This is a genomic window from Musicola paradisiaca NCPPB 2511, from assembly GCF_000400505.1.
GTDB classification, from domain to species: domain Bacteria; phylum Pseudomonadota; class Gammaproteobacteria; order Enterobacterales; family Enterobacteriaceae; genus Musicola; species Musicola paradisiaca.
In genome coordinates, this window is sequence record NZ_CM001857.1 from 3,387,776 (window position 1) to 3,408,800 (window position 21,025).

Here is a 21,025-nt window from a genome sequence, read left to right on the forward strand (position 1 = left end):
TAACTCGTTATGCCCGTCAACCCGTAAATGACGATTCATTGTTGTTTTCCGTGCCATGCCGGCATGCGCAACATGATGACGAGCCGCATCGGGCACCGGCTTTTCGCAAACCCGCAGTGGTGGCCGGCCGGTTTATCACACGCCGGTCATGATTGACGACTATGCTGACGCCCCGTCAAGATGACGATTCAACCCTACACATCGCCCCGGAGAGCCCGATGGATTTAGCCCTGTTCGATTTGGATGAAACCCTGATTTGCGCCGACAGCACCGGCCTATGGTTACGCTGGCTGGTGGCGCAGGACGTCGCATCGCCTGCATTGCTGCAACAGGAACGCGAACTGATGAAGGCCTATTATCAGGGCACCATGTCGATGGATGCGTACATGCAACTGACGCTGTCCCCCCTGGTAGGCGTGGCGGCGGATACAGTGGCAGGCTGGGCCGAACGTTTTATTCGTCAGGAAATTCTGCCGCGGGTCTACCCGCAAGCCAGAGAAGCCATGGCCTGGCACCGGCAGCGGGGGGATGTCATCGTGGTGATTTCCGCCTCCGGCGAGCATCTGGTTGCTCCCATTGCGCGCCATCTTGACGCGGATCTGGCGCTGGCGATCGGCGTCACCCTGGACGCACAACGTTTTACCGGCGCTATTCACGGCACGCCGACCTACCGACAAGGCAAAGTCACCCGCGTTCAGGAATGGCTGGAAAGCCGACCCGGCGCACCGTTCCAACGCACGCACGGCTACAGCGATTCGATTAATGATCGGGCGCTGCTGGAATTCGTCGATCACGCCAGCGTTATCAACCCGGATGAAACACTCGCCGCGCTGGCGCAAGAGCATGGCTGGCGCATCTGCCGCTGGCAGCCGTCGCGCCACCCAGACTAACGCGGTTACGACAACGACAGATCCGCCATTACCCGTTCATTTTCCCGGCCAAGTTCATCCGTCACGAAGTCAATAAAATGGTTGAGCGCCGCAGAACGATGCTTGCCCGCCATGGTCTGGATCTGCAATGTACGTTGCGTCAGCGGATTGCGCAGCACCGGCTTCAACATCAACCCGTCCGCCTTCGCCCGGTAAAGCACGGAGAAATGGCTACAGGCCGTCACCGCATCCGGCGTCTGCAACAGGAAATAATAGAGGGTAGAAAGGTTGTTGCAGCTCAGCACCGGCTCCAGAAACGTCCCACTCATCCGGCAGGTGAGATCGAACAGTTGACGGGTCGTGGTGCCTTGCTGCGGCAGCAATAGAGGGAAAGCCTGCAAATCCGCCATCTGGATATCCTGTTCCTGCGCCAGCGGATGTTCCGGGCGCATCAGCAACATGACCGAAGCGGGATAGGACGCCAGCACCTCCACGCTCCGTTCCGGCGACAGACTGAACTGGAACGCCACGTCGCATTCGCCGTTACGTACCATTTCAGACACCTGCATTGCCGTTCCCACCTGCAAAAAGAATGTCACCGATGGATTGGTCTGACGAAACCGGGTCAACAGGCTAGGCAGCAGATCGAAAGCCATGCCATCGGTACAGGCAATCCGCAGAAATGCGCGCCGAACCGCTTTCAGCCCCTGGATTTCGGCGATGGCGTATTCCATGTCCATCATGCTTTTACGTACATGGTTTTCCAGAATCTGACCGGCGTCGGTCAAGACCATGCCGCGGGCATGGCGCTCAAACAACGGCGCGCCAATCCGTTCCTCCAGCTTTTGAATCTGCCGGCTGATGGCCGATACCGCCACAAACAACTGCTGACTCGCCGCGCTCAACGAACCGGTATTGGCGACCGCCAAAAAGTATTTGATTTCACTGTTATGCATGACGCCCCTGCCGTTACCTCGTTTCTGTGCACTCAAGCCTTATATTAAAAGCAAAGATCGATTGCAATTATTATTATTGTGGCAACGCTACGCATGGTTTAGACCTGTAAGCACCATAACAACAGCAATACAGGCACAACATGACCGCAACACAGGTTGTCCAGCAGGCGCTGGACTATTTCAACAGTGGAAAACTCAAAGAGGTTCTGGCACGCCGGGTAGCCATCGCCAGTGAAAGTCAACGCGACGATCGCGATGACGCCCTGCGGCAGTATCTCGACGACGAAATCGTACCGGCGTTGCAAGCGTTGGGGTTCGACCTTCGTAAAATCGACAACCCGCAAGCGGCCAACCGCCCGTTTCTGCTGGCTTCACGTATTGAGGATCCGCAGTTGCCCACGTTGCTGTGCTACGGCCACGGCGACGTCGTTTTCGGCGACGACGACAACTGGAGCGACGGGCTCTCGCCCTGGCAATTAGTGGAAAAGGATGGCCGCTGGTACGGCCGCGGCAGCGCCGACAACAAAGGCCAGCACACCATCAATCTGGCGGCGCTGGAGCAAGTCTTTCAGGCGCGGCAGGGCAAACTGGGCTTTAACTTCAAGTGGATTTTTGAAATGGGGGAAGAGATCAGCTCCCCCGGTCTGGCTGACGTCTGTCGCGAATATGCCGACCTGCTGAAAGCCGACGTGTTCCTCGCTTCCGATGGCCCGCGGCTCAACGCGGAGCGGCCGACCCTGTTTCTCGGCTCGCGCGGCTGCGTCAATTTTCGCTTGACCCTCCATGCCCGCGACCGCGACTACCACTCCGGCAACTGGGGAGGATTGCTCAGTAATCCCGGCACTCAGTTGGCTAACGCCATTGCCAGCCTGGTCAATCAACATGGTCAGTTACAAGTCTCCGCACTTAAACCGCCGTGTCTGACGCCGGCGCTGCGCGATATCCTGAGCGACGTCACTCCCGGCGGCAACGCCGGCGACCCGGACATCGACCCGCAATGGGGCGAAAGCGGGCTGTCGCCGTCGGAACGGCTGTTTGGCTGGAATACGCTGGAAGTGTTGTCGTTCCTGACCGGTAATCCACAACGCCCGATGAACGCCATCCCCGGCCATGCCACGGCTGTTTGCCAGTTACGCTTTGTGGTCGGTACCGACTGGCGGCAACTGGAGCGTCACCTGCGCGAACACCTGGACGCCCACGGCTTCCGTCAGGTCGTGATCAGCGAAGTCCGCGGCACGCCGGCCACCCGGCTTGACCCAACCGACCCGCTGGTCGACTGGACGCTGGATTTGATGCAACAAAGTTGCGCGAAAAAACCGGCGCTGTTGCCCAATCTCGGCGGTTCGCTGCCCAATGAAGTGTTCGCCGATATTCTGGGCCTGCCGACGCTCTGGGTTCCCCACTCCTACCCGGCCTGCGGCCAGCACGCCGTGGATGAACACATGTTGGCGGATATCGCTCGTGAAGGGCTGTTGATCATGACCCGATGGTTTTGGGAATTTGGCGAACAGGGTTGCGAGATTCTGGCGCGTCACCATGCGCATCGCACGGCGGGAGGTCGCCCATGAATACACTGACCACTGCGCTGGAGTCGCGTACTTCGGCACGGCCGAGCTTGTACAAAACGCTGTTCGCTACCTGTATCGGTAACGCGCTGGAATGGTTCGATATCGCCGTATACGGCTTTTTCGCCAGTTATATCGCCAAGGCGTTCTTTCCCACGCAGGATCCGGTGGTGTCTCTGTTGCTGGCGTTCGGCAGCTTTGGCCTGTCGTTCCTGATCCGTCCGTTGGGCGCCATCGTGCTGGGCGCCTACGCCGACCGGGCCGGGCGCAAGGCATCTCTGCTGTTGTCCATCAGCCTGATGCTGCTGGGCGGCGCCATCATCACCTTCATTCCGTCTTACGCTTCGATCGGCGTAGCAGCGCCGATACTGGTGATGCTGGCGCGTCTGATTCAGGGCTTTTCCGCCGGCGGCGAATTCGGCAGCTCAACCGCCTTTCTGGTGGAGCATTTTCCAGAGCGGCGCGCTTTTATCGCCAGTTGGCAATTCGCCACCCAGGGCGCCAGCACCCTGATGGCCTCCGCCTTCGGTCTCGGTCTGTCGCAATGGTTGAGCGAAGCGCAGATTCAGGAATGGGGTTGGCGTATTCCTTTCGCCTTCGGCCTGTTGATTGGCCCTGTCGGGTTATACATTCGGCGCCATGTCCATGAGCCGGCGAACTTCGAACAGGCGGAAAAAAACCATGCGCCGGTAAAAACGTTATTTACGCAACAGAAAGGACTGTTTTTTACCGCGATCGGTCTGATGGTGATCTCGACCGCCGTCAACTACATGCTGAACTACGTTCCCACCTACGCCACCAAAACACTGCACTTGCCTTCCAGCGCAGCGTTCAGCGCCACGCTGATTGCCGGCATCATCCTGACGGTAGTCACGCCGCTGATGGGTCTGTGGGCGGAGAAGATCGGGCGTCTGCCGCTGATGTGGAGCTCGCTGCTGTTATTGGCCGTCACCATCTATCCGGCATTCTGGTTGATGACGCAGCACCTTTCCGCACTTTCGCTGATTCTGGTGGTGGGCTGGATGGCGTTGCTCAAGTCGGTCTATTTCTCGACGGTGCCGTCGATGATGGCGGATCTGTTCCCGGTATCGACTCGCGCCAGCGGTATGGCGATCAGCTATAACGTCGCGGTCACTGTTTTCGGCGGCTTTGCGCCGTTCATTTGCACCTTGTTGATTTCTTCCACCGGCAGCAACCTGGCGCCGAGCTACTACCTGATGATCGTTTCGATCCTGAGCGTACTCGCCCTGTGGAAGGCTCAGCAACAACACCGCTGATACCGCGAGGCCGTAACCGACCCCAGGTCACGACGGCTTGACGGCGTCCGAACACACCCGGACGCCGTCAAACTCATCGACCTTCCGGCGGCAGCGTGTTATCCCCTTCGCCCAATGCTCGCTGCATGATAACCGTATCGACCCAGCGGCCATGCTTCATACCAACGGAACGCAGAGTCCCCACCATGTCAATCCCCAGCGACCGGTGAACCCCCAGCGAGGCCTGGTTGTCGCTATTACCGATCACCGCCACCACTTGTCGATACCCCAACTGCCCGACACGTTCGAACGCCGCCTGTAACAAGCGTTTGCCCAGACCGCGCCCGGCGCGCTCCGGCGCGATATAGATAGAATCTTCCAGCGTAAAACGATAGGCGTGGCGGGGACGATAAGGGGAGAGATAGCAATATCCCAGCACATGACCATGTTCTGTAGCCACCAGCCACGGTAAGCCCGCCTGCTGCACCTTATCCACTCGATGGGCCATTTCCTGTTCATCTGGCGGTTCGGTTTCGAAAGTCGCAATCCCATGCAGCACATGGTGACGGTAAATCTGACGGATGGCCGCAATATGCTCAGCGCCCGCCTCTTCAATAACAATCGACGACATAATCGTTCCCTTGTGTCAGTCCATGTTACGCCATCGCACGACAACGTCCGGACAAGTATCAGACCAATAGCCTAAATCACCGGTTTAATGAGAGTCATATGAGTTACTTATCCATATCCGCAATACACACATTGACAACAGCAATGCAGATGCATCGACGCGCTTCATTTACGCCGGCCATTTATTGATATACCCGTCATACTTCACATTGCAGGTGTGTTGGCGGCGTTTGCTCACCCGAATCACTTACCTGAGTAAGCGCATCGGGATCCGCTCTCTTGCCGCGTTACAAGGCTCTTACGAGCCTTGCCCTAAAGGGCCAACGCGTAGCGTTGTTCAACACGCGAGCGTGTTGTCCTGCAACTCGAATTATTTGGGGTATATATTCACCATATTCCAGATGCAGCTACATTAGCTGCGTCATTATTAAAAAACTGCATAATTATTCCAAAACGGATCCGTCGTAATGAATAAAAAACGATTAATCCCCTCATAATGATTTATATACTTCATACCACAAGTTGCCGGGGCATTGGCCGCCTTCATCGCTTACTCCACCCGCTGGCTTAATAAAAGCGACCGGAGATTAATCTGGCTATCGCCTACCTGAAACATAAAGTACGACGTGTATAGACATAAAGGCGCTATCAATATGGTTTATTTATATCAAGATAGTTTCTTTATAATTAAAAACAGATAATAACAGGAGGGAGTACAAGATTTTCAGATAAAGAAAACGCGCCTGACATAACATCAGGGATTAAGGTAAGAGGTCAAAAAATAATGCTTACTACATCATATTATTAGAATTCATTTAATGAGTCAGCGGTACCTATTACATTCCAGGATATCTCCGCCGAGCCCTTACCCAGCATTTGCTGAATTTGCTGATAAACCTCCGCCGCTGACATGCCGTTATATAACCCCTGGCTGTAATAACTAAATGCTTCTTCCGCATCGGTGAAGTTTTCCGTACCCACCCAAATCATGTCTTCAGCGCTCATACGTTTCCCGGTAAAGGCATCAAACACTTCTGATTCGCCATCCGGATAATTAATAACAGAGACCAGGGAACCGCCATACAACGGGATACCGCTCATGCGTAAAGAGCGCTCCACCGCGTATTCCTTCTGTTGCTGCTGTTGTTGCTGTTGTTTTTCCTTATTTTCCTGCGCTTTTTTCTCTGCCGCTTTTTCGTCGGATACCTGACTGCTGCCAGAATATTGGGTTGAGTCGGAACGATTTTTACCATCGCTGGATAACGTCACTTTAGTGCTGCTATTTGACAGCAAAGAATCCGATGAACTATCCCCCGTCGTCGACGAATCAGTTTTATTTCCCGCACTGACCGCCGCCACGGCATTGGGATTCTTTACCACACTCACCGTGGAGAGATTAGGCTGAAAATTCGCAACGTTCGCGTTTTGTGTCTGAATGTCTGGAATAGCCACAATGTAACTCCTTTTTATATTCATAAAACGCCGGCACTTTTCTCATGCCAGTGAGTTACCGTAATTAATTCACACCAATTTATTGAAATGAAAAATAATTATTCTTACCAGCGGCATCTGCCAATGAACGAAAGAGCACCATCACTTCGGCTTACCACCTCAAATCATCCCCGGCACTATTGGCTTAATAGGGGACTAACAGACAAAAAAGACTCTCTTGTAAACTATATCGGCTGTTTCATTTTTTCATTAAGATTGAAAATGCATAAAAATGTTCATTTAATAACCCACATGGAAATATTTGTTCATATATGTAAAGGTTATCTCACGAACTGCAACACAAAACCTAACATCGTATGTGCCAGCTCCCCGCCCTGAGATCTCGCTTTTTCGTTAACCATCGCTGGCGTCACGTCACTACAAGGAACACGAAACAGCCCTCGCACCCTCCACCGGGTTTTGTCACTGTCATGTTTCTGTCATCCGGCATTGCTATTTTCAACACAGTCGCATTTGCCTTAAGACAAGCACATGAGCACTTTATCCGCCCCGATTAACCGGCTACGTTGTGTCAATTTTCCTAGCGCGCGTGACTTGTGTATCGCCACACCCAATGTCTCCCCCGCCACCGATAATGCAACCGTGATGCAGCTTTTCAGCCGTCACAAAGAATTGACCAGCCTGCCGATCGTCGAGGAGGGGTATCCTCTCGGGCTCATCAATCGCCACAGTTTTCTATCCCAGATGACGCGCCCCTACTACCGTGAAATCTACGACCGTAAAAGTTGTATCGCGTTCATGGATAAAAACCCATTGATGGTAGAAGCCTCTTCACTACTGAGCGATGTGGCCGATAAAGCCGTGATCAGCGGAGACAAATTTCTGGCGGACGGTTTTATCATTACCGAAAACGGCCGCTATCTGGGCATTGGGCTTGGTCTGGACTTATTTCGAACCGTCTCGGATATACACACCCGCCAGCATCAGCAGATCATACAAAGTATAGAATATGCCAGCGTCATACAGGGGGCGATGCTAAGCCCATTTAGGCAGGCCATGGCGGCCTCGCTGCAAGATTGGTGCCTGACCTGGGAACCCCGGGACTGCGTGGGCGGCGACTGCTATGCCTTTCAGGTCTGTGAGCACGGCTGGCTGGCCGTCATTGCCGATTGTACGGGGCACGGCGTGCCCGGCGCGTTTATGACGCTCATCTTCAATTCCGCGCTGGAACAGGCGCTCTCCAGCCATTCCCCCGCTCAGACCGGCCAGCTACTGGGGTATATCAACCGCTATATCAAAGACACGCTGGGCCAGAATGATTTCCAGGGCCAGTTCACCGCATCCAACGATGGGTGCGACGCGCTAATCATCTACGTGAATACCGAAACGCATACACTTCATTGGTCCGGCGCACGTCTGCACGCTTTTTTTATCGATACCACAAACAACGAATTACTCACCCTCGATAGCGACCGAATGGGCATTGGCTACACGGATACGCCGTATGACTATCAATGGCCGACCTGCCAGCGGCGGTTGCAACCACAAGATTTGCTGCTCGCTGCCACCGATGGGCTTACGGATCAGATCGGCGGTGAAAAACAGATCAAGTTTGGCAAACGTCGCTTACAAAGCTTGCTACTGCGTTTGCGGGAACTGCCGATGGACGTGCTTGCACACCAGGTGTTGCAACACCATCTCGACTGGCAAGGCACGCAGGAACGACGCGACGATCTCACCTTATGGGGATTCAGATACCCGTGAATACACACCATCAGATTCCGCAGAGAACCACGTCCCACGAAGGCTATGCCGATATTTTCGATCTGATACAGCAGCAGGAAATCGCGCTGTATTACGTGGGGTATTTCTCACAGAACATCATCTGCTCGCTGGCGGAAACAGTACGACTCCAGCTTGAGAAAAGCCGGGTTCCGCCGGCAACCCGCCGTCGGCTGTTTTCCAGCTTGGTGGAGTCGATGCAGAACATTATCCATTACTCGGCGACGGCGCTGACCGGGGAAGAACAAATCAACGACGAAGTGCGCCACGGCTCTGTGTGCGTCGGCCATGAAGCCGGGAAATACTTTCTGCTATGCGCCAACCGGGTTCATCCCTGCGATATTGAGAAACTCAAGGGCCGGCTTGAACCGCTGAGCGCCATGAGCAGCGATGAAATCCGGCTTGCGTATAAAGCCTCGCTACGGGAAGAGACGCCGGCATCCAGCAAAGGCGCGGATATCGGACTGCTGACTATCGCCCGCGATGCCAGCGAACCCTTGCAGTTCACCTTTCGTGACGACGACGCCACCGGGCTCGCCACGTTTTATCTGAAGGCGGTGATCTAACCATGACGGAAACTATAACAACGGAAAATCTCCATATCGCCGGTACACCCAGTACGCCGACCGTGGATTTTCACTTCGACACACATCATCTTTCCCTGGCAGGCGAGTCCTACCCTGAAAATGCCGCCGCGTTTTATGGCCCGCTGATCGCCAGAGTGCAGGCGTATCTGGCGGCCAAAATCAACGACACGGATTGGCAGAATGCCTGTACGGAATGCCATGTAGCGCTGGCTTATTTCAACAGCTCCAGCACCAAAATGCTGTTCGGCTTGTTCAACGTGCTCAATCAGGCGGCCGAGAACGGACAACCCGTGGCGCTACACTGGCACTACGACCGGGACGACGATATTGCCGAAGAATTCGGTCAGGAATTACGCATCGATTTCCCTGCCCTTGCGTTTTACAGCCACATACTGGAGTAACAGCAATGAGCGGCTATGAACTTTTTACCCCGGAATATGACATCCTGCTTTCTGCGCGCAATGTGGCTGTGCAACCGAATATGCCGGCGGATATCTATCGGGAAAATCTGCTGATATTGACGGAGCATTACCAGCGTCTGGTGCGGGAAACCCACCGGCTGATTACGCGCAGCGATCGGGCGGAACGTGAGCTGACCCGCCTCAACGCACAGTTGCATAAATTGGCGGTAGAGCTCGAATACAAAGCGACTCATGACCCGCTGACTGATGTTTTTAACCGCAGCGCCATTATCGACCTGATCGATCTCGCGCTGGAACACGAGCAGGCCGCCCTGATCGTGCTGGATATCGATCACTTTAAAAAGATCAACGACACTTACGGCCACCCCACCGGCGATGCGGTGATCTGCGCGCTCATCGGACGTATCAGAGATGTTTTACAAGGGAAGGGCAGCATCGGCCGCGTCGGGGGGGAAGAGTTCACCATTTTGCTGGACGGCTACTCGCTGATGCAGGCGGTGGAACTGGCGGAACACATTCACGCCAGCCTGAACCACACGCCGCTGGACGCGCTGCCTGAATACCTGGTCACTGCCAGCTTCGGTATCAGTTGGGCACCGCCGCAGGCGCATTTCGACGAACTATACAGTGCGGCGGATATTGCCTTGTACCAGGCGAAAAACGCCGGCCGCAATCGGGTGGAATATATGCCGACGGCGGCTGCCGGTTAAGCAGGGAGCGCGCACTCAGTTCTTTTTCACAAACTCGGACTTCAGCTTCATGGCGCCGAACCCGTCGATCTTACAGTCGATGTTATGGTCGCCTTCCACCAGGCGGATCCCCTTCACCCGGGTGCCAATCTTCAATGTGGACGAACTGCCCTTCACTTTCAGATCCTTGATAACAGTCACTGTATCGCCGTCCGCCAGTAGATTGCCATTGGCGTCACGGACGATCAGCCCCTCTTCCTGGGCATCTGCCTCGCCGGCCTGCGCCCATACATGCCCGCATTCGGGGCAATTCAGCATCTCGCCGTCCTGCCATGTATACGCTGACTGACATTTTGGACATGCAGGTAACTGTTCCATAAAAACCCTCGATAAAATGGATTAAACAAAATAAAAACGATAAATATCAATACATAAAAAATAAAATCGCCACTATTTTATCTTATTGAAACGCATTTCGACAGCCGGATACCTGCAATAAATTTAGATTACCCGTCATCAAAATAAAAAACATGACGATTATTAACACCTTCTGTTCTTTTACCTTATCCGTCACGGCATGTTTCATCATGGTTTTCCAATCTTTGCCAGGCACAGCCAATACGCTGTTTTATCAAGCCTTAACTCAGGTACACTGTCGGCTTGTTCTTATTTCCCGAACCGGATGGAAACTGTGGATACATCCCCGTTAAAACACCCCACCTTCATGTGTTTTTGGATAGGTCAGATTGCCTCTTCCTTCGCCTTTCAGATGCTGGTAGTGGGGATCGGCTGGCAAATGTACGACCTCACCAATAGCGCTCTCAATCTGGGGCTGGTCGGTCTGTCGCAGTTTCTGCCGCAGTTGGCGCTCACACTGGCGGCGGGCCACGTTGTGGATCAGTACAATCGCCAGCGTATCATCCTGTGTTGCCGCATCATCATGGCGGCGACGGTGTTTATCCTGGTCGTAGGGTGCGTCACTCATACCATCAGCGCCGCCATGATTTACGGCTGTTCGGCGCTATTGGGCGCAACTCGCGCATTCGAAATGCCGGCCACGCAGGCGCTACTGCCTAACCTGATTGAACCGGCGTTACTATCCCGCGCGGTGGCGCTAATGGCTTCCGCCCGCGAAGCGACCGTCATTGCCGGCCCGGCGCTCGGCGGGTTGATCTACCTGATAGGCGCAACCACGCTTTACGCATCCAGCGTGGTCTGCTTCTTAATCTCTTCACTGATCCTGCTGAACCTGCGCTACAACTACAAAGCGCCGGCACGCACCCCCGTCAGCCAGGAAACGCTGTTCGGCGGCATGAACTTCATCCGCCGCAACCCGGTGATCTTTGGGTCGATTTCGCTGGATATGTTTGCGGTGCTGCTGGGCGGCGCCACGGCCCTGTTGCCCATCGTCGCCAGAGACATTCTGCACACCGGCCCGTGGGGGTTAGGGCTGCTGCGTTGCGCACCTGCGCTGGGCGCGGTACTGATGTCGGTCTACCTCAGCCGCCGGCCGCTTCAGCGCAACGTCGGTAAAATCATGTTTATGGCGGTAGCGCTATTCGGTATCGCGACCATCGCCTTCGGGCTTTCCACCAACTTGTTCTTGTCGCTGTTTGCGCTCTTGATTCTGGGGGGATCCGATATGATCAGCGTAGTTATCCGCTCCACGTTGGTACAGCTGGAAACGCCGGATGAAATGCGCGGGCGCGTCAGCGCCGCCAACTCGATCTTCATCGGCACCTCCAACCAGTTGGGAGAGTTTGAATCCGGCGTTACCGCGGCCTGGCTCGGCGTTGTACCCGCCATCGTTATCGGCGGCATCGGTACGCTGTTCGTGGTGGGGTTATGGATGAAATGCTTTCCGATGCTCACCCATCGACAAACATTGGAGGCCGGGGAAACCGCCCGACAGACAGCGCCCGAGCATCAGTCACCGGCCTCCGGAGCCTGAGCGGCCGATACTTGCCCGTCGGCGGGCGAACAGAGCGAGGAACCGTTTATGTCGCTCAGGGGATTTATCGACAATCTGGGCGACCGCCCCGTCGAATGTCGCGCTTTCACCACAGGGTTAGCGCTTCTGCCGCATCCTACACGACACATTGCACGGCGTTGCGAATCACTTCGCACGCCGACGAAAGAGCCGCCCAAACGGATACATTTCCGGTCATGGCTCTGGTAACGTCTGCCAAACGCCGTCTCCGCCCCGATGATGACGATGCGGGAATGTCCGGGCTGACGCCAATTGGAAAAACACGATGCTTTTCAGTGATAATGCAGGACTTCCGTCAGTGTAGGAACGCCTGACGGGCAGGATCTCTGACGACGAGGGGATGTCGTGTAATGAGCAGCCGATCGGCGGCACATCCCCGCACTCATCGCCGCCGCCGGCACAGGGGACTAAGGCGATGGCAAGCATCGCCCATATCCAATCTGTCGCCGATCGGTAATGTTTCAGATTCGGCCGTTTTTCGGCGCGCGACTGGCTTCAGTGGAACAAACAGAATGATTGAAAATCGAGTAAATTCATTATGAAAGAGTCTATCGACATGGATCTCACCGACCACACGCCGATGATGCAGCAGTATAATCATTACACAGCAATCAATTGATAATTAATAACATTAATTAAGGATACACAGTTAAATATACATCTAGCATACTTAAAAAAGACTGTTGACTTCAATCAATTTGGCTTATCATGAACTAAGATACATGACACTATATTTATTAAGAAAAGGATCTCTACAATGTATCAAACACAAATTAGAATTTGGTTCAATTTCATATCCAAGGATAAGCATCATATGTTAGGGACAATGTCTAATTCATATGATTTTTTTCTTTCAATGAGTGAAATAACTTTTGCTTTAGACCCAAAATATGAATTTGATAAAGATATAGGATGTGTGTTATCGCTAATAAAAAACACCAAAGAGCTTAGATTTAGAATTAACCAATACATTAATAAATATAAAAACAAATCCCCAAGCTTGAACCGATTAAACACTTTCATTAACAACCTTGAGGAAAATGAACATTTTTATCTGTTACCAGCGATAGAAAATGTTAGTCAGACACAATTAATTAAATTACATACTTCTCTTTCATTAGCCCATCTTGATAAAGTAAGTAAAGATGTCCATATTGAATTTTTTAATTCTAACTTCAGCGACTTTATAGATCAATATTCTATGCATGGGATTGATCCTAAGGGAGTAAAAGGAAAAATAAAGATTGGAGAAGGGTTTAAAGCTAACAGAGTGTGTAGATTTTGTAATAATAAAAACGACTCCCCCCCAACATTTTCAAAAGAAGCTCATGCCATTTCAGAGTCTCTTGGCAATAAAAAAATAATTCTCAATGAAGAGTGTGATTTTTGCAATGAATATTTCGATCAGAATATTGAAAGAGATATTGATACATACTTGAAATTATATTCATCATTTTTTAGAATTAAAAACAAAGACAACAAAGTTTCTAAAATCAAAGGAAAAAACTTTTCTTTCGAATATATTAATAAAACTATTGATGGGCATGACCGACATGTGGATTTCGTTTTAGCACATACACCAACAGATCCTGAACCTTGTAATTCTGATTTAGAACCACCAAAAAATGTAGATTTACATTTCCATCAAAAAATTCGCAAACAAAATATTTATAAATCACTTGTGAAGTTTGCTTTGAGTGTCATTAATGACAGGAAAGACTTGTATGAATTTAATGAAACTATAGAATGGATAAGGTCACCTACTAAATTCTATGAAAAACTTCCTAAAATAGCCATATTAAAAAACTACCAACTTTATCACAAAGAACCATCCTTAATTGTTTATCTTTCTAAAAATAAAAAACAGAACCTTCCTTATGCCGTAGGGGAATTTCATTATACGTTCCTAACTTATATATTCATAATACCTTTATTTAAGAGTAATGAAATTGCATTTAGTCAACAAACCAATTTTGATGGTTATATTAACTTTTTTCCACAATTCAAAAGATTGGACGGGTGGGATTTTGAAGATTTTAGTGATTATGAAAAAAAAGAGTTTGTACTAAACATGATATTAACTCAGCAAAATAAAGGTTAAACAATATAAACAGCAAGGGCTAACTCATCGAAGCTCCGCTTCTTTGAGTTCCCTTGTTTTTCGCCCTTCGGTTGAAAAAGAAAGTCAAAGTCTAACCTAACTCATTGACATGAATTGTATTTCCACTATAAATATATAATGTGCTGCAAAGGAATTGCTCACTTTAAAGCGAATAAACATATAAAAAGGAGTTTATATGGGTAAAATAATAACATTGTCGTATACAAATAATTTCAAACCTATTAGCGATAATAAATCTCAATCATTGCGAATACACTGTGTAAGTGTACGATTAAATAAAGAAGAGTTAGAGCTTCTCAATGCAAGCCGTGGTGATAAACGCAAAGGTGAATGGCTTCGCATGGCATCACTTCAAAAGCTTCCTCCGACCATTCCTGCAATCAATTTAGAAGTTTGGCAATCATTGTCTGATATATCTCAAAAGCTAAATCGTCTAATAATCCACCTTGATACTAAAAGCAGTAATAGTGAACTGACGAAAACAGAGATCTTCGCTGTTAAAAAGCAGATTAAAGAGCTTCGCTCATGTCTTACAGGTTCTGATCCGTCCGTAAGGTAGTTTTTCGCATGAAAGGAATGCAGAAGATCAAGAGGGGTAAAAGCTTCGCAGGTGTTGTTCAATATGCATTGAAGCCGGGAGCACATCATAAAAGCGATCCAGTCGTCATTGGCGGGAACATGTTAGGTGATTCAGCCTCTAAACTGATCACTGAATTTGATGGCACTAAACCACTTCGGCCCGATGCTCAGAAACCAGTTTGGCACAACTCGCTACGATTGCCTGACGGAGAAACATTATCAAATGACCAATGGGTAAACATAGCAGATGACTACATGAAGAGGATGGGGTTCAGTGATACTCACCTCCGTTGCTATGTCTTACATGACGACGAAGGCCAGCACATACACATTATCGCCAGCAGAATCGACATAGCTGGTAGGAAGCTCTACTTGGGTAGGAACGAAAACCTTATAAGCACACGGATCATTAGTGAACTCGAAATCGCTCATGGTCTGACAGTGACCAAGACAGCACCATCCCTCTCAAATACACAACCGAAGCGGAAGAGAATCTCTCGAAACGAACAGAAGCTATCAGAACGGACTGGTGTTCCCTGTCCCAAGAAATCCCTTCAACAGATCATTGATAAAAGTTTGGCTGATAAGCCTGACCTTTTAACTTTTATCAAGAGGCTGGAAGAAGCAGAAGTATCTTGGAAGGCCAATGTCGCTTCTACCGGGAAAATGAACGGGTTCTCATTCTCCTACCGCGATATAGCTTTCAAAGCTTCGCAATTGGGTAAAAGCTACAGTTGGGCAAATCTTAGTGACAGGCTCAACTACAACCCCAATCATCTAGAAGCTCTGCGAACCGGCATACCACCAAAAGAACCCCCTGCTCCTGCTCCTGCTCCTGCTCCTGCTCCTGCTCCTGCAAAAGATGTTGCAACAACGGATATTCCAAGGGAAAGCATAAGTGGAAAAATTGTCGAACTGGAACTACGGCTCAGAGAAGACAAACGGAATGAAATCGTAGAAAAGATTCTTCAAAAAAATTCCGTCAAAAAGCAAAAGCATCTCAGGCTCATCGGCTGGATTCCATTTATCAGAAGGTTCATAGAGCTTCTGCGAAGCTATGGTAAGAGCATTCTTCATAAGACCCCTACAAACTTCTCAGAAGTCTATTCAACACATCATCTAAAACCTGCAAGAAAAATTCGTTTATAGACAGTCAATTACAAATACTTTTCGTAACCGCACTCTATCTTTAGTAACAAATTTGCGTTTAGTCAAGAAAATATTGATCGTTATTACAGATCGATAATCTAGTTATGATAGTCATCGCCTATCAAGTACTGATCATCGATCGGTACAAGCAATTTTACTAAAGAGAGTCGGTCATCGAGAATCTCTGTAAACGCACCATTTAATCTGCAACCTTGAGGTTGATATGAAAAACGAAACAATAAAGTGCCCGTTCTGCTTCAAAGAGAGCCAGTTTGGAGTTAGCGTCTGCACTGGCTGTCATTCAACCATCAAATATGGAGCCGTTTCATCTTGGTTAGCTTTACTAATAGGAATTGTGCTGTTGGCGATAGCTTTCTTCATATTCGCTGTCAGTCAAAGTTTTATATTTGCTGTCGTTATCTATCTTGCATCAGCAATTTCTTTAAGATTCTATTTACGTAAGAAATTTGCACACAGAGCCGTTTTCACACATAAAAGCTAACCCTAATCAAATATAATAAGGAAGATAAAATGAATAAATTTATTGTAACCTCCTTTTTCATTGTAATATTTTTAATTTCTGGCTGTTCAACATCAGGGAACCAAAAAATCAAAAATGAAACGGCTCAAAGCCTTCAATCGAAAATAATTAAAAACAAAACAACTAAGGCAGAGCTACTTGTTCAACTTGGTGAGCCTGACACCAGAACGACTCTTGACGATGGCAACGAGCAGTGGAGATACTTAATGTATAACAATCAGTTCAATGCCTCGAATTTTATCCCTGTTGTCGGTTTGCTAACTGGCGGTTCCCAGACTCAGTCTAAAACTCTCGAAATCGACTTCAATGGAGAAACCGTAAGCAAATGGACATTCTCTACTGATAATAACAATACAAAATCTGGCATTCTTAATTAATCGTTTCCTGGATAAGAAAATGAAAACATACTCAATTCTCGCAGTTCTCCTTTCGACTTTTCTATTAACAGCCTGTAATTCCGAACCTTCTGAAAAAGACATATACAATGCTTTCAAAAGTGTTGTAGATAGATCAAATGCAAGTATGAAAGCTCTAAACTCAAGTATTCCCGAAAAAGACCTTTTAAAAATAGATTATGTGAGAAAAGTTAGTTGCACAGAAGAAGCAAACAATGTTTATAACTGCATTGTCGATGCATCCATTAGCAATATGAAACAGACAAAGCCTGTTAAGCTTGTGAAAGCTGATGGTGTCTGGAAAGAAATACAACAATAAAAATCAAAAACCATCCACCGTTAAAGCCCCTAACGCAAGGGGCTTTTTTTATTTGGCTGATCATGATTATAAAGTAGCACAAGTAAATTTAAAAAAATTTGACAAAATTAGATATAAGATGAAAATATAAAAATAAACCAGAGGAGAAAAACCCAATGAAAAAACGCTATATTTTTATTTTAGTTTGCATTTTGGCAAATATAATATCATTTATTTATTTAGCTAACCATCACCAAAATACATTCTTGTATTGGGTCACATCAACCATAATTATATTTTCTTTAGTATTCTCACCTCTTTTAGTGATGATAGCAACGGTTGAACCTGAAAAAGATTCATTTAAAAAGTAATAATAACAAGGTAAAAATGGAAACTCCTGTAATTAATGATATTTTATTATTTTTTATAGCATCTTCTTTTTTTTGTTTATTTCATTTGCTTCTTTTATGTGTTGTTCTCTTTCGTCCATATAAGATAAATACCCATCACAGTAAGAAACACAACACTTGATTACAGCAACAATTGCCATGGCATAAACATATAAGAACCCGTGAATACTATTTAAATGCTGTGTAAAAATATCTTCTGGAACTTTAATTACAGTTTTTATAACCAAAATAATTGCAACCAGCGAAGCTTGAAAATATAATATTGAATCAACATATGACTTTAATGCCTTTTTATATTTAGGATACAGAAAATAGCAGAATATCAACCCTATAATAAAAGGAAGATACATAAGGCAGTAGCCGGAAGCAGGTAAGTTTAGATAAAAAGAAAAAGAACTTAAAATAGCAAAAATCAAAAAAATGAGGATGGTCAAAGTCTTTTTAAGATTACTATTTATTATGTTCATTACGCAATCATTATCCTATATATTTTAGATTACACAATCTTAGAAGTGGTCTGTTTCAAGTTATGATAGCCTTACTACTCCCAGATAGTAAAGAAAATTATGAATTATGGCTTATAACATCGCCACCTATTAATTTTGGTAGTAATTACTTGCTATTATAAAGTAGTGAGTGCGAATATGCTTACTTCCGATTGCTCTGTTCTATATGAATGCAGGAAATAATACAAAATTGAAGAAATAACACTAATAAAAGTCTTCATTTCCATAGCTTACTCAAGCTGTAATACATAATTCTCTGGTGCCTTTATAATCTTATCTTGCTCGCACGAACTACCTCATGTGTCAGTTCTTTATCTATCATCTTCATTTCATACTGTGTTCTTACAATAGAATATATCTCTTCTGCCTTTTCTTGATTGCTATCGATATAGTTAACAAGAGAGTTTAGCTCACGGAGAACGGCTTCTTTGTTGTTTAATCGTCGTAACAGATTACCTGTCAGACATTTATACACAGAACTGAACATCGCCATAATGTTGTCTATGTTTCGGTTAGATCGGGTGTATATCCGTTTCGGATAGAAATACTTTAAGTGATAGCCAACGAACACCAGGTAGAGTTGGTGAGAGAAACTTTTATCTCCGGGCTGGTATCGTTTAGATATATATTTATCTACGATGACAACAAGCTGCTCTTCAAGTGTCATTACTGAATCAAAATTGTTTTTGTTCATAAGTTGCATCCTTGCAAAATTTGATTTTGTCTTCCTGACAATACATATATAATTACCACACATTTAAAAAATATCAATAGACAAAACCTATTAATATTGAAATTATTTTTTGTTTTGGGGAAAAATTTGATCTTCTCTAAGACCTTTGCTGTATGCGACCATCTGAAGGTCTCTAACCATAACAAGAAGTCTATTATTCTCATTTAGTAATCTCGCATTTTCAGATTCTAATGTTCGAATTTTATTCGAAGCATAAGCGAGACTCTGAGGTTTTTTAATATTCGTAACAGTATAATATTTATTTTTCTTCTTCTGGTTATATGCATATTTTATAGCGGTATGTCTTGAAAGAGCTTGTCGTGATGGTTTTTTCCCAAAATGTTCTTCAAGTGAGTCACAAATCCCAACCCAAGTTATATCTCCTTCCCAGCTGTTTATTCTATCAAGAATAAACTCAATATCTTTACTACTAAACTTTTTGCTCATGTTCGTCACCTTTATTGTAATATCTAATGATATGGTTTATGATTTTATCGATTTCTTTAATTTCCTTAACAAGTATTTTCACTCGTTGATTATCATGCTGGCTTTTATATAATTCATAATCATTGCGCAGTGATTCTAAATTCTCTTTGATCTTAGCAATTAGTTCAAATCTAACTCCTTCTCCTAAATCAGATAACATTTCTTCGGAAAATAACACCTTCCTCTCGATATTTCTCAATTCTTCCCAACTTCTGTTGTCATAAACACTATTTTGTTCAACACTTCGTCTTCCTGACCAAAATGCTATTTCCACCTCAGATAACATAGCCCTTTGAGCAAGCGTATTCAAAAGATGCCTTGGCTGATGGCTTCTAAACACTTCTTTCATACCATCTGGTTGTAACGATTTATGCCTTTGAAAGAAATTTAAAGCACTATCTTTCCCTGCACCTGATCTTTTCTTGAAGTCTGCAAAAAATAATTTTTTAGTTGCAGGTGCAACATGAAATAAGTCACTTCCCTTTTTCATATGCAATTGATCTTTAGCTAACAGTAAGAGTTTATTGCTGAGTTTGGTAGGAATAAAAAAATCATTCCAATGATCTGTTTTTTCCTCATAATTTAAAACTTCGTTCCAAAATTCTTTTGCACTAATTCTCTTCTCTTCGACCTTTGCCAAGACATTTTGTGTCCTGATATTAAAGGAGTTTTTGTTTTTTATATTCAAGATATCGCACAGCTTTGTATAAAAATCATTTGCCTCTGGTTCTGTTCCTAACAGGTTGTAAAATTCTAATTCACCATTTTCGCGGATAGCAGCGATAGCCCTTGCTGTATGAGATAAATTTTTTAACCTTTGGATAGCTAATCTGGCTATTGGTTTCATATTACTGGGAATCCACTTAATACTATCACCATACCCTTTTGCACAGAAATAGCGAATGCCATAAGTAGCTTTCCCCTCAGAATCAGTCCCTTCAACTTCACAATCTACTTCAAGGTTTATGATCTCAGATATTCGTGTAGGGGCACAAAGAAGTAAAGCTATAATAGAGGAGGTAAATATATCTCGTTCACTTTTATCATCAGAACGAAATACTCTACCTATAAAATCAATCACATCGTCTTCGGGTAACTTCTTTTTAACATTATTTTGTTCTGAAATATCCCTTGCTGATTTATTTGAAATCCCTCTCAACCTGGTGTTAAACCTGCTGAGTCTTGGGTTTATTATGTTTTTTGTTGCTAAGACTTCTAAAATTTCTTTCAGTGTTTTTTCTATTGCACATGCACGATTGATTGAGTAATTTTTTTCAGCTTGATCTACAATATTGAATATAATTTCTGAATTTAAGTTAACGATATGAAGATCAACATTTAATTCCATATATGAATATTCCATAAGCTTGATTGTTGTCAGATAAATCAGTGATTTATGCACATTAGGGAAACATTCTCTATATATAAGGACTTTCGCTAACTGTTGAAAATGCTCCCCCATATTTATATCATTTATTTTATAACTAAACTTTTTGAAAGCCACTCCTTTCCCCCATGATAGGCTACTCCAGTTTATTATATTGTCTCTTTCTGCTTGAACTCTTACTTCATTTGCGAAAAAATCATAATTTTTAAAATACATGGTAT

22 protein-coding genes are annotated in these 21,025 nt (G+C 46.6%); 14 read left to right on the forward strand and 8 right to left on the reverse strand.

Annotated elements, in window-relative coordinates; genetic code table 11:
- Positions 1 to 218 precede the first annotated feature (218 nt).
- Positions 219 to 890: an HAD family hydrolase gene (locus DPA2511_RS15045; protein WP_015854605.1), complete on the forward strand. Its 672-nt coding sequence runs from the start codon at positions 219 to 221 to the stop codon at positions 888 to 890.
- 5 nt (positions 891 to 895) lie between these two features.
- Here the strand turns inward: DPA2511_RS15045 and DPA2511_RS15050 are convergent, their stop codons facing one another.
- Positions 896 to 1,825, reverse strand: coding sequence for a LysR family transcriptional regulator (locus tag DPA2511_RS15050; RefSeq protein ID WP_015854606.1), 930 nt, complete (start codon positions 1,823 to 1,825; stop codon positions 896 to 898).
- A 140-nt stretch (positions 1,826 to 1,965) separates the two neighbouring features.
- On the opposite strand from DPA2511_RS15050, the gene DPA2511_RS15055 reads away from it, so the two are divergent.
- Both DPA2511_RS15055 and DPA2511_RS15060 read left to right on the forward strand, forming a co-directional pair.
- Positions 1,966 to 3,393, forward strand: a complete 1,428-nt coding sequence (locus DPA2511_RS15055) for a M20 family metallopeptidase (RefSeq protein ID WP_015854607.1) — start codon at positions 1,966 to 1,968, stop codon at positions 3,391 to 3,393.
- Complete coding sequence (locus tag DPA2511_RS15060; RefSeq protein WP_015854608.1) at positions 3,390 to 4,667, forward strand: MFS transporter; 1,278 nt, start codon at positions 3,390 to 3,392, stop codon at positions 4,665 to 4,667. The genes DPA2511_RS15055 and DPA2511_RS15060 overlap by 4 nt, the downstream gene beginning before the upstream one ends.
- Before the next feature lie 73 nt (positions 4,668 to 4,740).
- Here the strand turns inward: DPA2511_RS15060 and DPA2511_RS15065 are convergent, their stop codons facing one another.
- Positions 4,741 to 5,277, reverse strand: coding sequence for a GNAT family N-acetyltransferase (locus DPA2511_RS15065; RefSeq protein ID WP_035049785.1), 537 nt, complete (start codon positions 5,275 to 5,277; stop codon positions 4,741 to 4,743).
- 803 nt (positions 5,278 to 6,080) lie between these two features.
- Positions 6,081 to 6,728: a hypothetical protein gene (locus DPA2511_RS15070; RefSeq protein WP_015854611.1), complete on the reverse strand. Its 648-nt coding sequence runs from the start codon at positions 6,726 to 6,728 to the stop codon at positions 6,081 to 6,083.
- A gap of 531 nt (positions 6,729 to 7,259) precedes the next feature.
- On the opposite strand from DPA2511_RS15070, the gene DPA2511_RS15075 reads away from it, so the two are divergent.
- Genes DPA2511_RS15075 through DPA2511_RS15090 form a run of 4 tightly spaced genes read left to right on the forward strand, consistent with a single transcriptional unit; the run spans position 7,260 to position 10,229 of the window.
- On the forward strand, positions 7,260 to 8,492 hold the full coding sequence (locus tag DPA2511_RS15075) for a SpoIIE family protein phosphatase (protein WP_015854612.1): 1,233 nt from the start codon (positions 7,260 to 7,262) through the stop codon (positions 8,490 to 8,492).
- The gene (locus tag DPA2511_RS15080) at positions 8,471 to 9,076 is read left to right on the forward strand and encodes a SiaB family protein kinase (protein WP_015854613.1); all 606 of its coding nucleotides are present in this window, start codon (positions 8,471 to 8,473) and stop codon (positions 9,074 to 9,076) included. The genes DPA2511_RS15075 and DPA2511_RS15080 overlap by 22 nt, the downstream gene beginning before the upstream one ends.
- 2 nt (positions 9,077 to 9,078) lie before the next feature.
- The gene (locus DPA2511_RS15085; RefSeq protein ID WP_015854614.1) at positions 9,079 to 9,498 is read left to right on the forward strand and encodes a DUF1987 domain-containing protein; all 420 of its coding nucleotides are present in this window, start codon (positions 9,079 to 9,081) and stop codon (positions 9,496 to 9,498) included.
- A 5-nt stretch (positions 9,499 to 9,503) separates the two neighbouring features.
- The gene (locus DPA2511_RS15090) at positions 9,504 to 10,229 is read left to right on the forward strand and encodes a GGDEF domain-containing protein (RefSeq protein WP_015854615.1); all 726 of its coding nucleotides are present in this window, start codon (positions 9,504 to 9,506) and stop codon (positions 10,227 to 10,229) included.
- A 15-nt stretch (positions 10,230 to 10,244) separates the two neighbouring features.
- On the opposite strand, the gene DPA2511_RS15095 is transcribed toward DPA2511_RS15090, so the two are convergent.
- Positions 10,245 to 10,586, reverse strand: coding sequence for a zinc ribbon domain-containing protein YjdM (locus tag DPA2511_RS15095; RefSeq protein ID WP_015854616.1), 342 nt, complete (start codon positions 10,584 to 10,586; stop codon positions 10,245 to 10,247).
- 304 nt (positions 10,587 to 10,890) lie between these two features.
- On the opposite strand from DPA2511_RS15095, the gene DPA2511_RS21900 reads away from it, so the two are divergent.
- The 7 genes from DPA2511_RS21900 to DPA2511_RS23745 all read left to right on the forward strand — a co-directional run bounded on the left by DPA2511_RS21900 (position 10,891) and on the right by DPA2511_RS23745 (position 17,653).
- On the forward strand, positions 10,891 to 12,159 hold the full coding sequence (locus DPA2511_RS21900) for an MFS transporter (protein WP_015854618.1): 1,269 nt from the start codon (positions 10,891 to 10,893) through the stop codon (positions 12,157 to 12,159).
- 853 nt (positions 12,160 to 13,012) lie between these two features.
- A complete protein-coding gene (locus DPA2511_RS15110; protein WP_226376605.1) occupies positions 13,013 to 14,299 on the forward strand; it encodes a hypothetical protein in 1,287 nt (428 codons plus the stop codon).
- 196 nt (positions 14,300 to 14,495) lie between these two features.
- On the forward strand, positions 14,496 to 14,879 hold the full coding sequence (locus tag DPA2511_RS22940) for a hypothetical protein (RefSeq protein ID WP_000516220.1): 384 nt from the start codon (positions 14,496 to 14,498) through the stop codon (positions 14,877 to 14,879).
- A gap of 8 nt (positions 14,880 to 14,887) precedes the next feature.
- The gene (locus tag DPA2511_RS15115; protein ID WP_015854620.1) at positions 14,888 to 16,048 is read left to right on the forward strand and encodes a relaxase/mobilization nuclease domain-containing protein; all 1,161 of its coding nucleotides are present in this window, start codon (positions 14,888 to 14,890) and stop codon (positions 16,046 to 16,048) included.
- A gap of 531 nt (positions 16,049 to 16,579) precedes the next feature.
- Positions 16,580 to 16,966, forward strand: coding sequence for a hypothetical protein (locus DPA2511_RS15120; protein WP_015854621.1), 387 nt, complete (start codon positions 16,580 to 16,582; stop codon positions 16,964 to 16,966).
- Between the two features lie 19 nt (positions 16,967 to 16,985).
- Entirely contained in the window at positions 16,986 to 17,303 is a 318-nt protein-coding gene (locus DPA2511_RS15125) for a hypothetical protein (protein WP_023638423.1), read from the forward strand.
- 155 nt (positions 17,304 to 17,458) lie between these two features.
- Positions 17,459 to 17,653, forward strand: coding sequence for a hypothetical protein (locus tag DPA2511_RS23745; protein WP_015854622.1), 195 nt, complete (start codon positions 17,459 to 17,461; stop codon positions 17,651 to 17,653).
- A 53-nt stretch (positions 17,654 to 17,706) separates the two neighbouring features.
- Here DPA2511_RS23745 and DPA2511_RS21905 read toward each other — a convergent pair whose 3' ends face one another.
- From DPA2511_RS21905 to DPA2511_RS15145, 4 genes are all read right to left on the reverse strand, one after another.
- A complete protein-coding gene (locus tag DPA2511_RS21905; RefSeq protein WP_023638424.1) occupies positions 17,707 to 18,159 on the reverse strand; it encodes a hypothetical protein in 453 nt (150 codons plus the stop codon).
- A 304-nt stretch (positions 18,160 to 18,463) separates the two neighbouring features.
- Entirely contained in the window at positions 18,464 to 18,892 is a 429-nt protein-coding gene (locus DPA2511_RS15135) for a hypothetical protein (RefSeq protein WP_015854623.1), read from the reverse strand.
- Positions 18,893 to 18,994: 102 nt separating this feature from the next.
- Positions 18,995 to 19,378: a hypothetical protein gene (locus tag DPA2511_RS15140; protein ID WP_015854624.1), complete on the reverse strand. Its 384-nt coding sequence runs from the start codon at positions 19,376 to 19,378 to the stop codon at positions 18,995 to 18,997.
- Positions 19,362 to 21,020 carry a hypothetical protein gene (locus tag DPA2511_RS15145; protein WP_015854625.1) on the reverse strand — a complete coding sequence of 553 codons (1,659 nt, stop codon included), beginning with the start codon at positions 21,018 to 21,020 and terminating at the stop codon, positions 19,362 to 19,364. Before DPA2511_RS15145 ends, DPA2511_RS15140 begins: the two co-directional genes overlap by 17 nt.
- Positions 21,021 to 21,025 lie beyond the last annotated feature (5 nt).

Excerpts from the sequence above, each read along its gene's own strand:
- DPA2511_RS15095 (WP_015854616.1), bottom strand. The coding sequence starts at position 10,586 with ATGGAACAGTTACCTGCATGTCCAAAATGTCAGTCAGCGTATACATGG.
- DPA2511_RS15125 (WP_023638423.1), top strand. The coding sequence starts at position 16,986 with ATGAAAACATACTCAATTCTCGCAGTTCTCCTTTCGACTTTTCTATTA.
- DPA2511_RS15045 (WP_015854605.1), top strand. The coding sequence starts at position 219 with ATGGATTTAGCCCTGTTCGATTTGGATGAAACCCTGATTTGCGCCGAC.
- DPA2511_RS15065 (WP_035049785.1), bottom strand. The coding sequence starts at position 5,277 with ATGTCGTCGATTGTTATTGAAGAGGCGGGCGCTGAGCATATTGCGGCC.
- DPA2511_RS23745 (WP_015854622.1), top strand. The coding sequence starts at position 17,459 with ATGAAAAAACGCTATATTTTTATTTTAGTTTGCATTTTGGCAAATATA.
- DPA2511_RS15115 (WP_015854620.1), top strand. The coding sequence starts at position 14,888 with ATGAAAGGAATGCAGAAGATCAAGAGGGGTAAAAGCTTCGCAGGTGTT.
- DPA2511_RS15110 (WP_226376605.1), top strand. The coding sequence starts at position 13,013 with ATGTTAGGGACAATGTCTAATTCATATGATTTTTTTCTTTCAATGAGT.
- DPA2511_RS21905 (WP_023638424.1), bottom strand. The coding sequence starts at position 18,159 with ATGAACATAATAAATAGTAATCTTAAAAAGACTTTGACCATCCTCATT.
- DPA2511_RS15060 (WP_015854608.1), top strand. The coding sequence starts at position 3,390 with ATGAATACACTGACCACTGCGCTGGAGTCGCGTACTTCGGCACGGCCG.
- DPA2511_RS15145 (WP_015854625.1), bottom strand. The coding sequence starts at position 21,020 with ATGTATTTTAAAAATTATGATTTTTTCGCAAATGAAGTAAGAGTTCAA.
- DPA2511_RS15080 (WP_015854613.1), top strand. The coding sequence starts at position 8,471 with ATGGGGATTCAGATACCCGTGAATACACACCATCAGATTCCGCAGAGA.
- DPA2511_RS15140 (WP_015854624.1), bottom strand. The coding sequence starts at position 19,378 with ATGAGCAAAAAGTTTAGTAGTAAAGATATTGAGTTTATTCTTGATAGA.
- DPA2511_RS15050 (WP_015854606.1), bottom strand. The coding sequence starts at position 1,825 with ATGCATAACAGTGAAATCAAATACTTTTTGGCGGTCGCCAATACCGGT.
- DPA2511_RS21900 (WP_015854618.1), top strand. The coding sequence starts at position 10,891 with ATGGAAACTGTGGATACATCCCCGTTAAAACACCCCACCTTCATGTGT.
- DPA2511_RS15085 (WP_015854614.1), top strand. The coding sequence starts at position 9,079 with ATGACGGAAACTATAACAACGGAAAATCTCCATATCGCCGGTACACCC.
- DPA2511_RS22940 (WP_000516220.1), top strand. The coding sequence starts at position 14,496 with ATGGGTAAAATAATAACATTGTCGTATACAAATAATTTCAAACCTATT.
- DPA2511_RS15090 (WP_015854615.1), top strand. The coding sequence starts at position 9,504 with ATGAGCGGCTATGAACTTTTTACCCCGGAATATGACATCCTGCTTTCT.
- DPA2511_RS15120 (WP_015854621.1), top strand. The coding sequence starts at position 16,580 with ATGAATAAATTTATTGTAACCTCCTTTTTCATTGTAATATTTTTAATT.
- DPA2511_RS15135 (WP_015854623.1), bottom strand. The coding sequence starts at position 18,892 with ATGAACAAAAACAATTTTGATTCAGTAATGACACTTGAAGAGCAGCTT.
- DPA2511_RS15055 (WP_015854607.1), top strand. The coding sequence starts at position 1,966 with ATGACCGCAACACAGGTTGTCCAGCAGGCGCTGGACTATTTCAACAGT.
- DPA2511_RS15075 (WP_015854612.1), top strand. The coding sequence starts at position 7,260 with ATGAGCACTTTATCCGCCCCGATTAACCGGCTACGTTGTGTCAATTTT.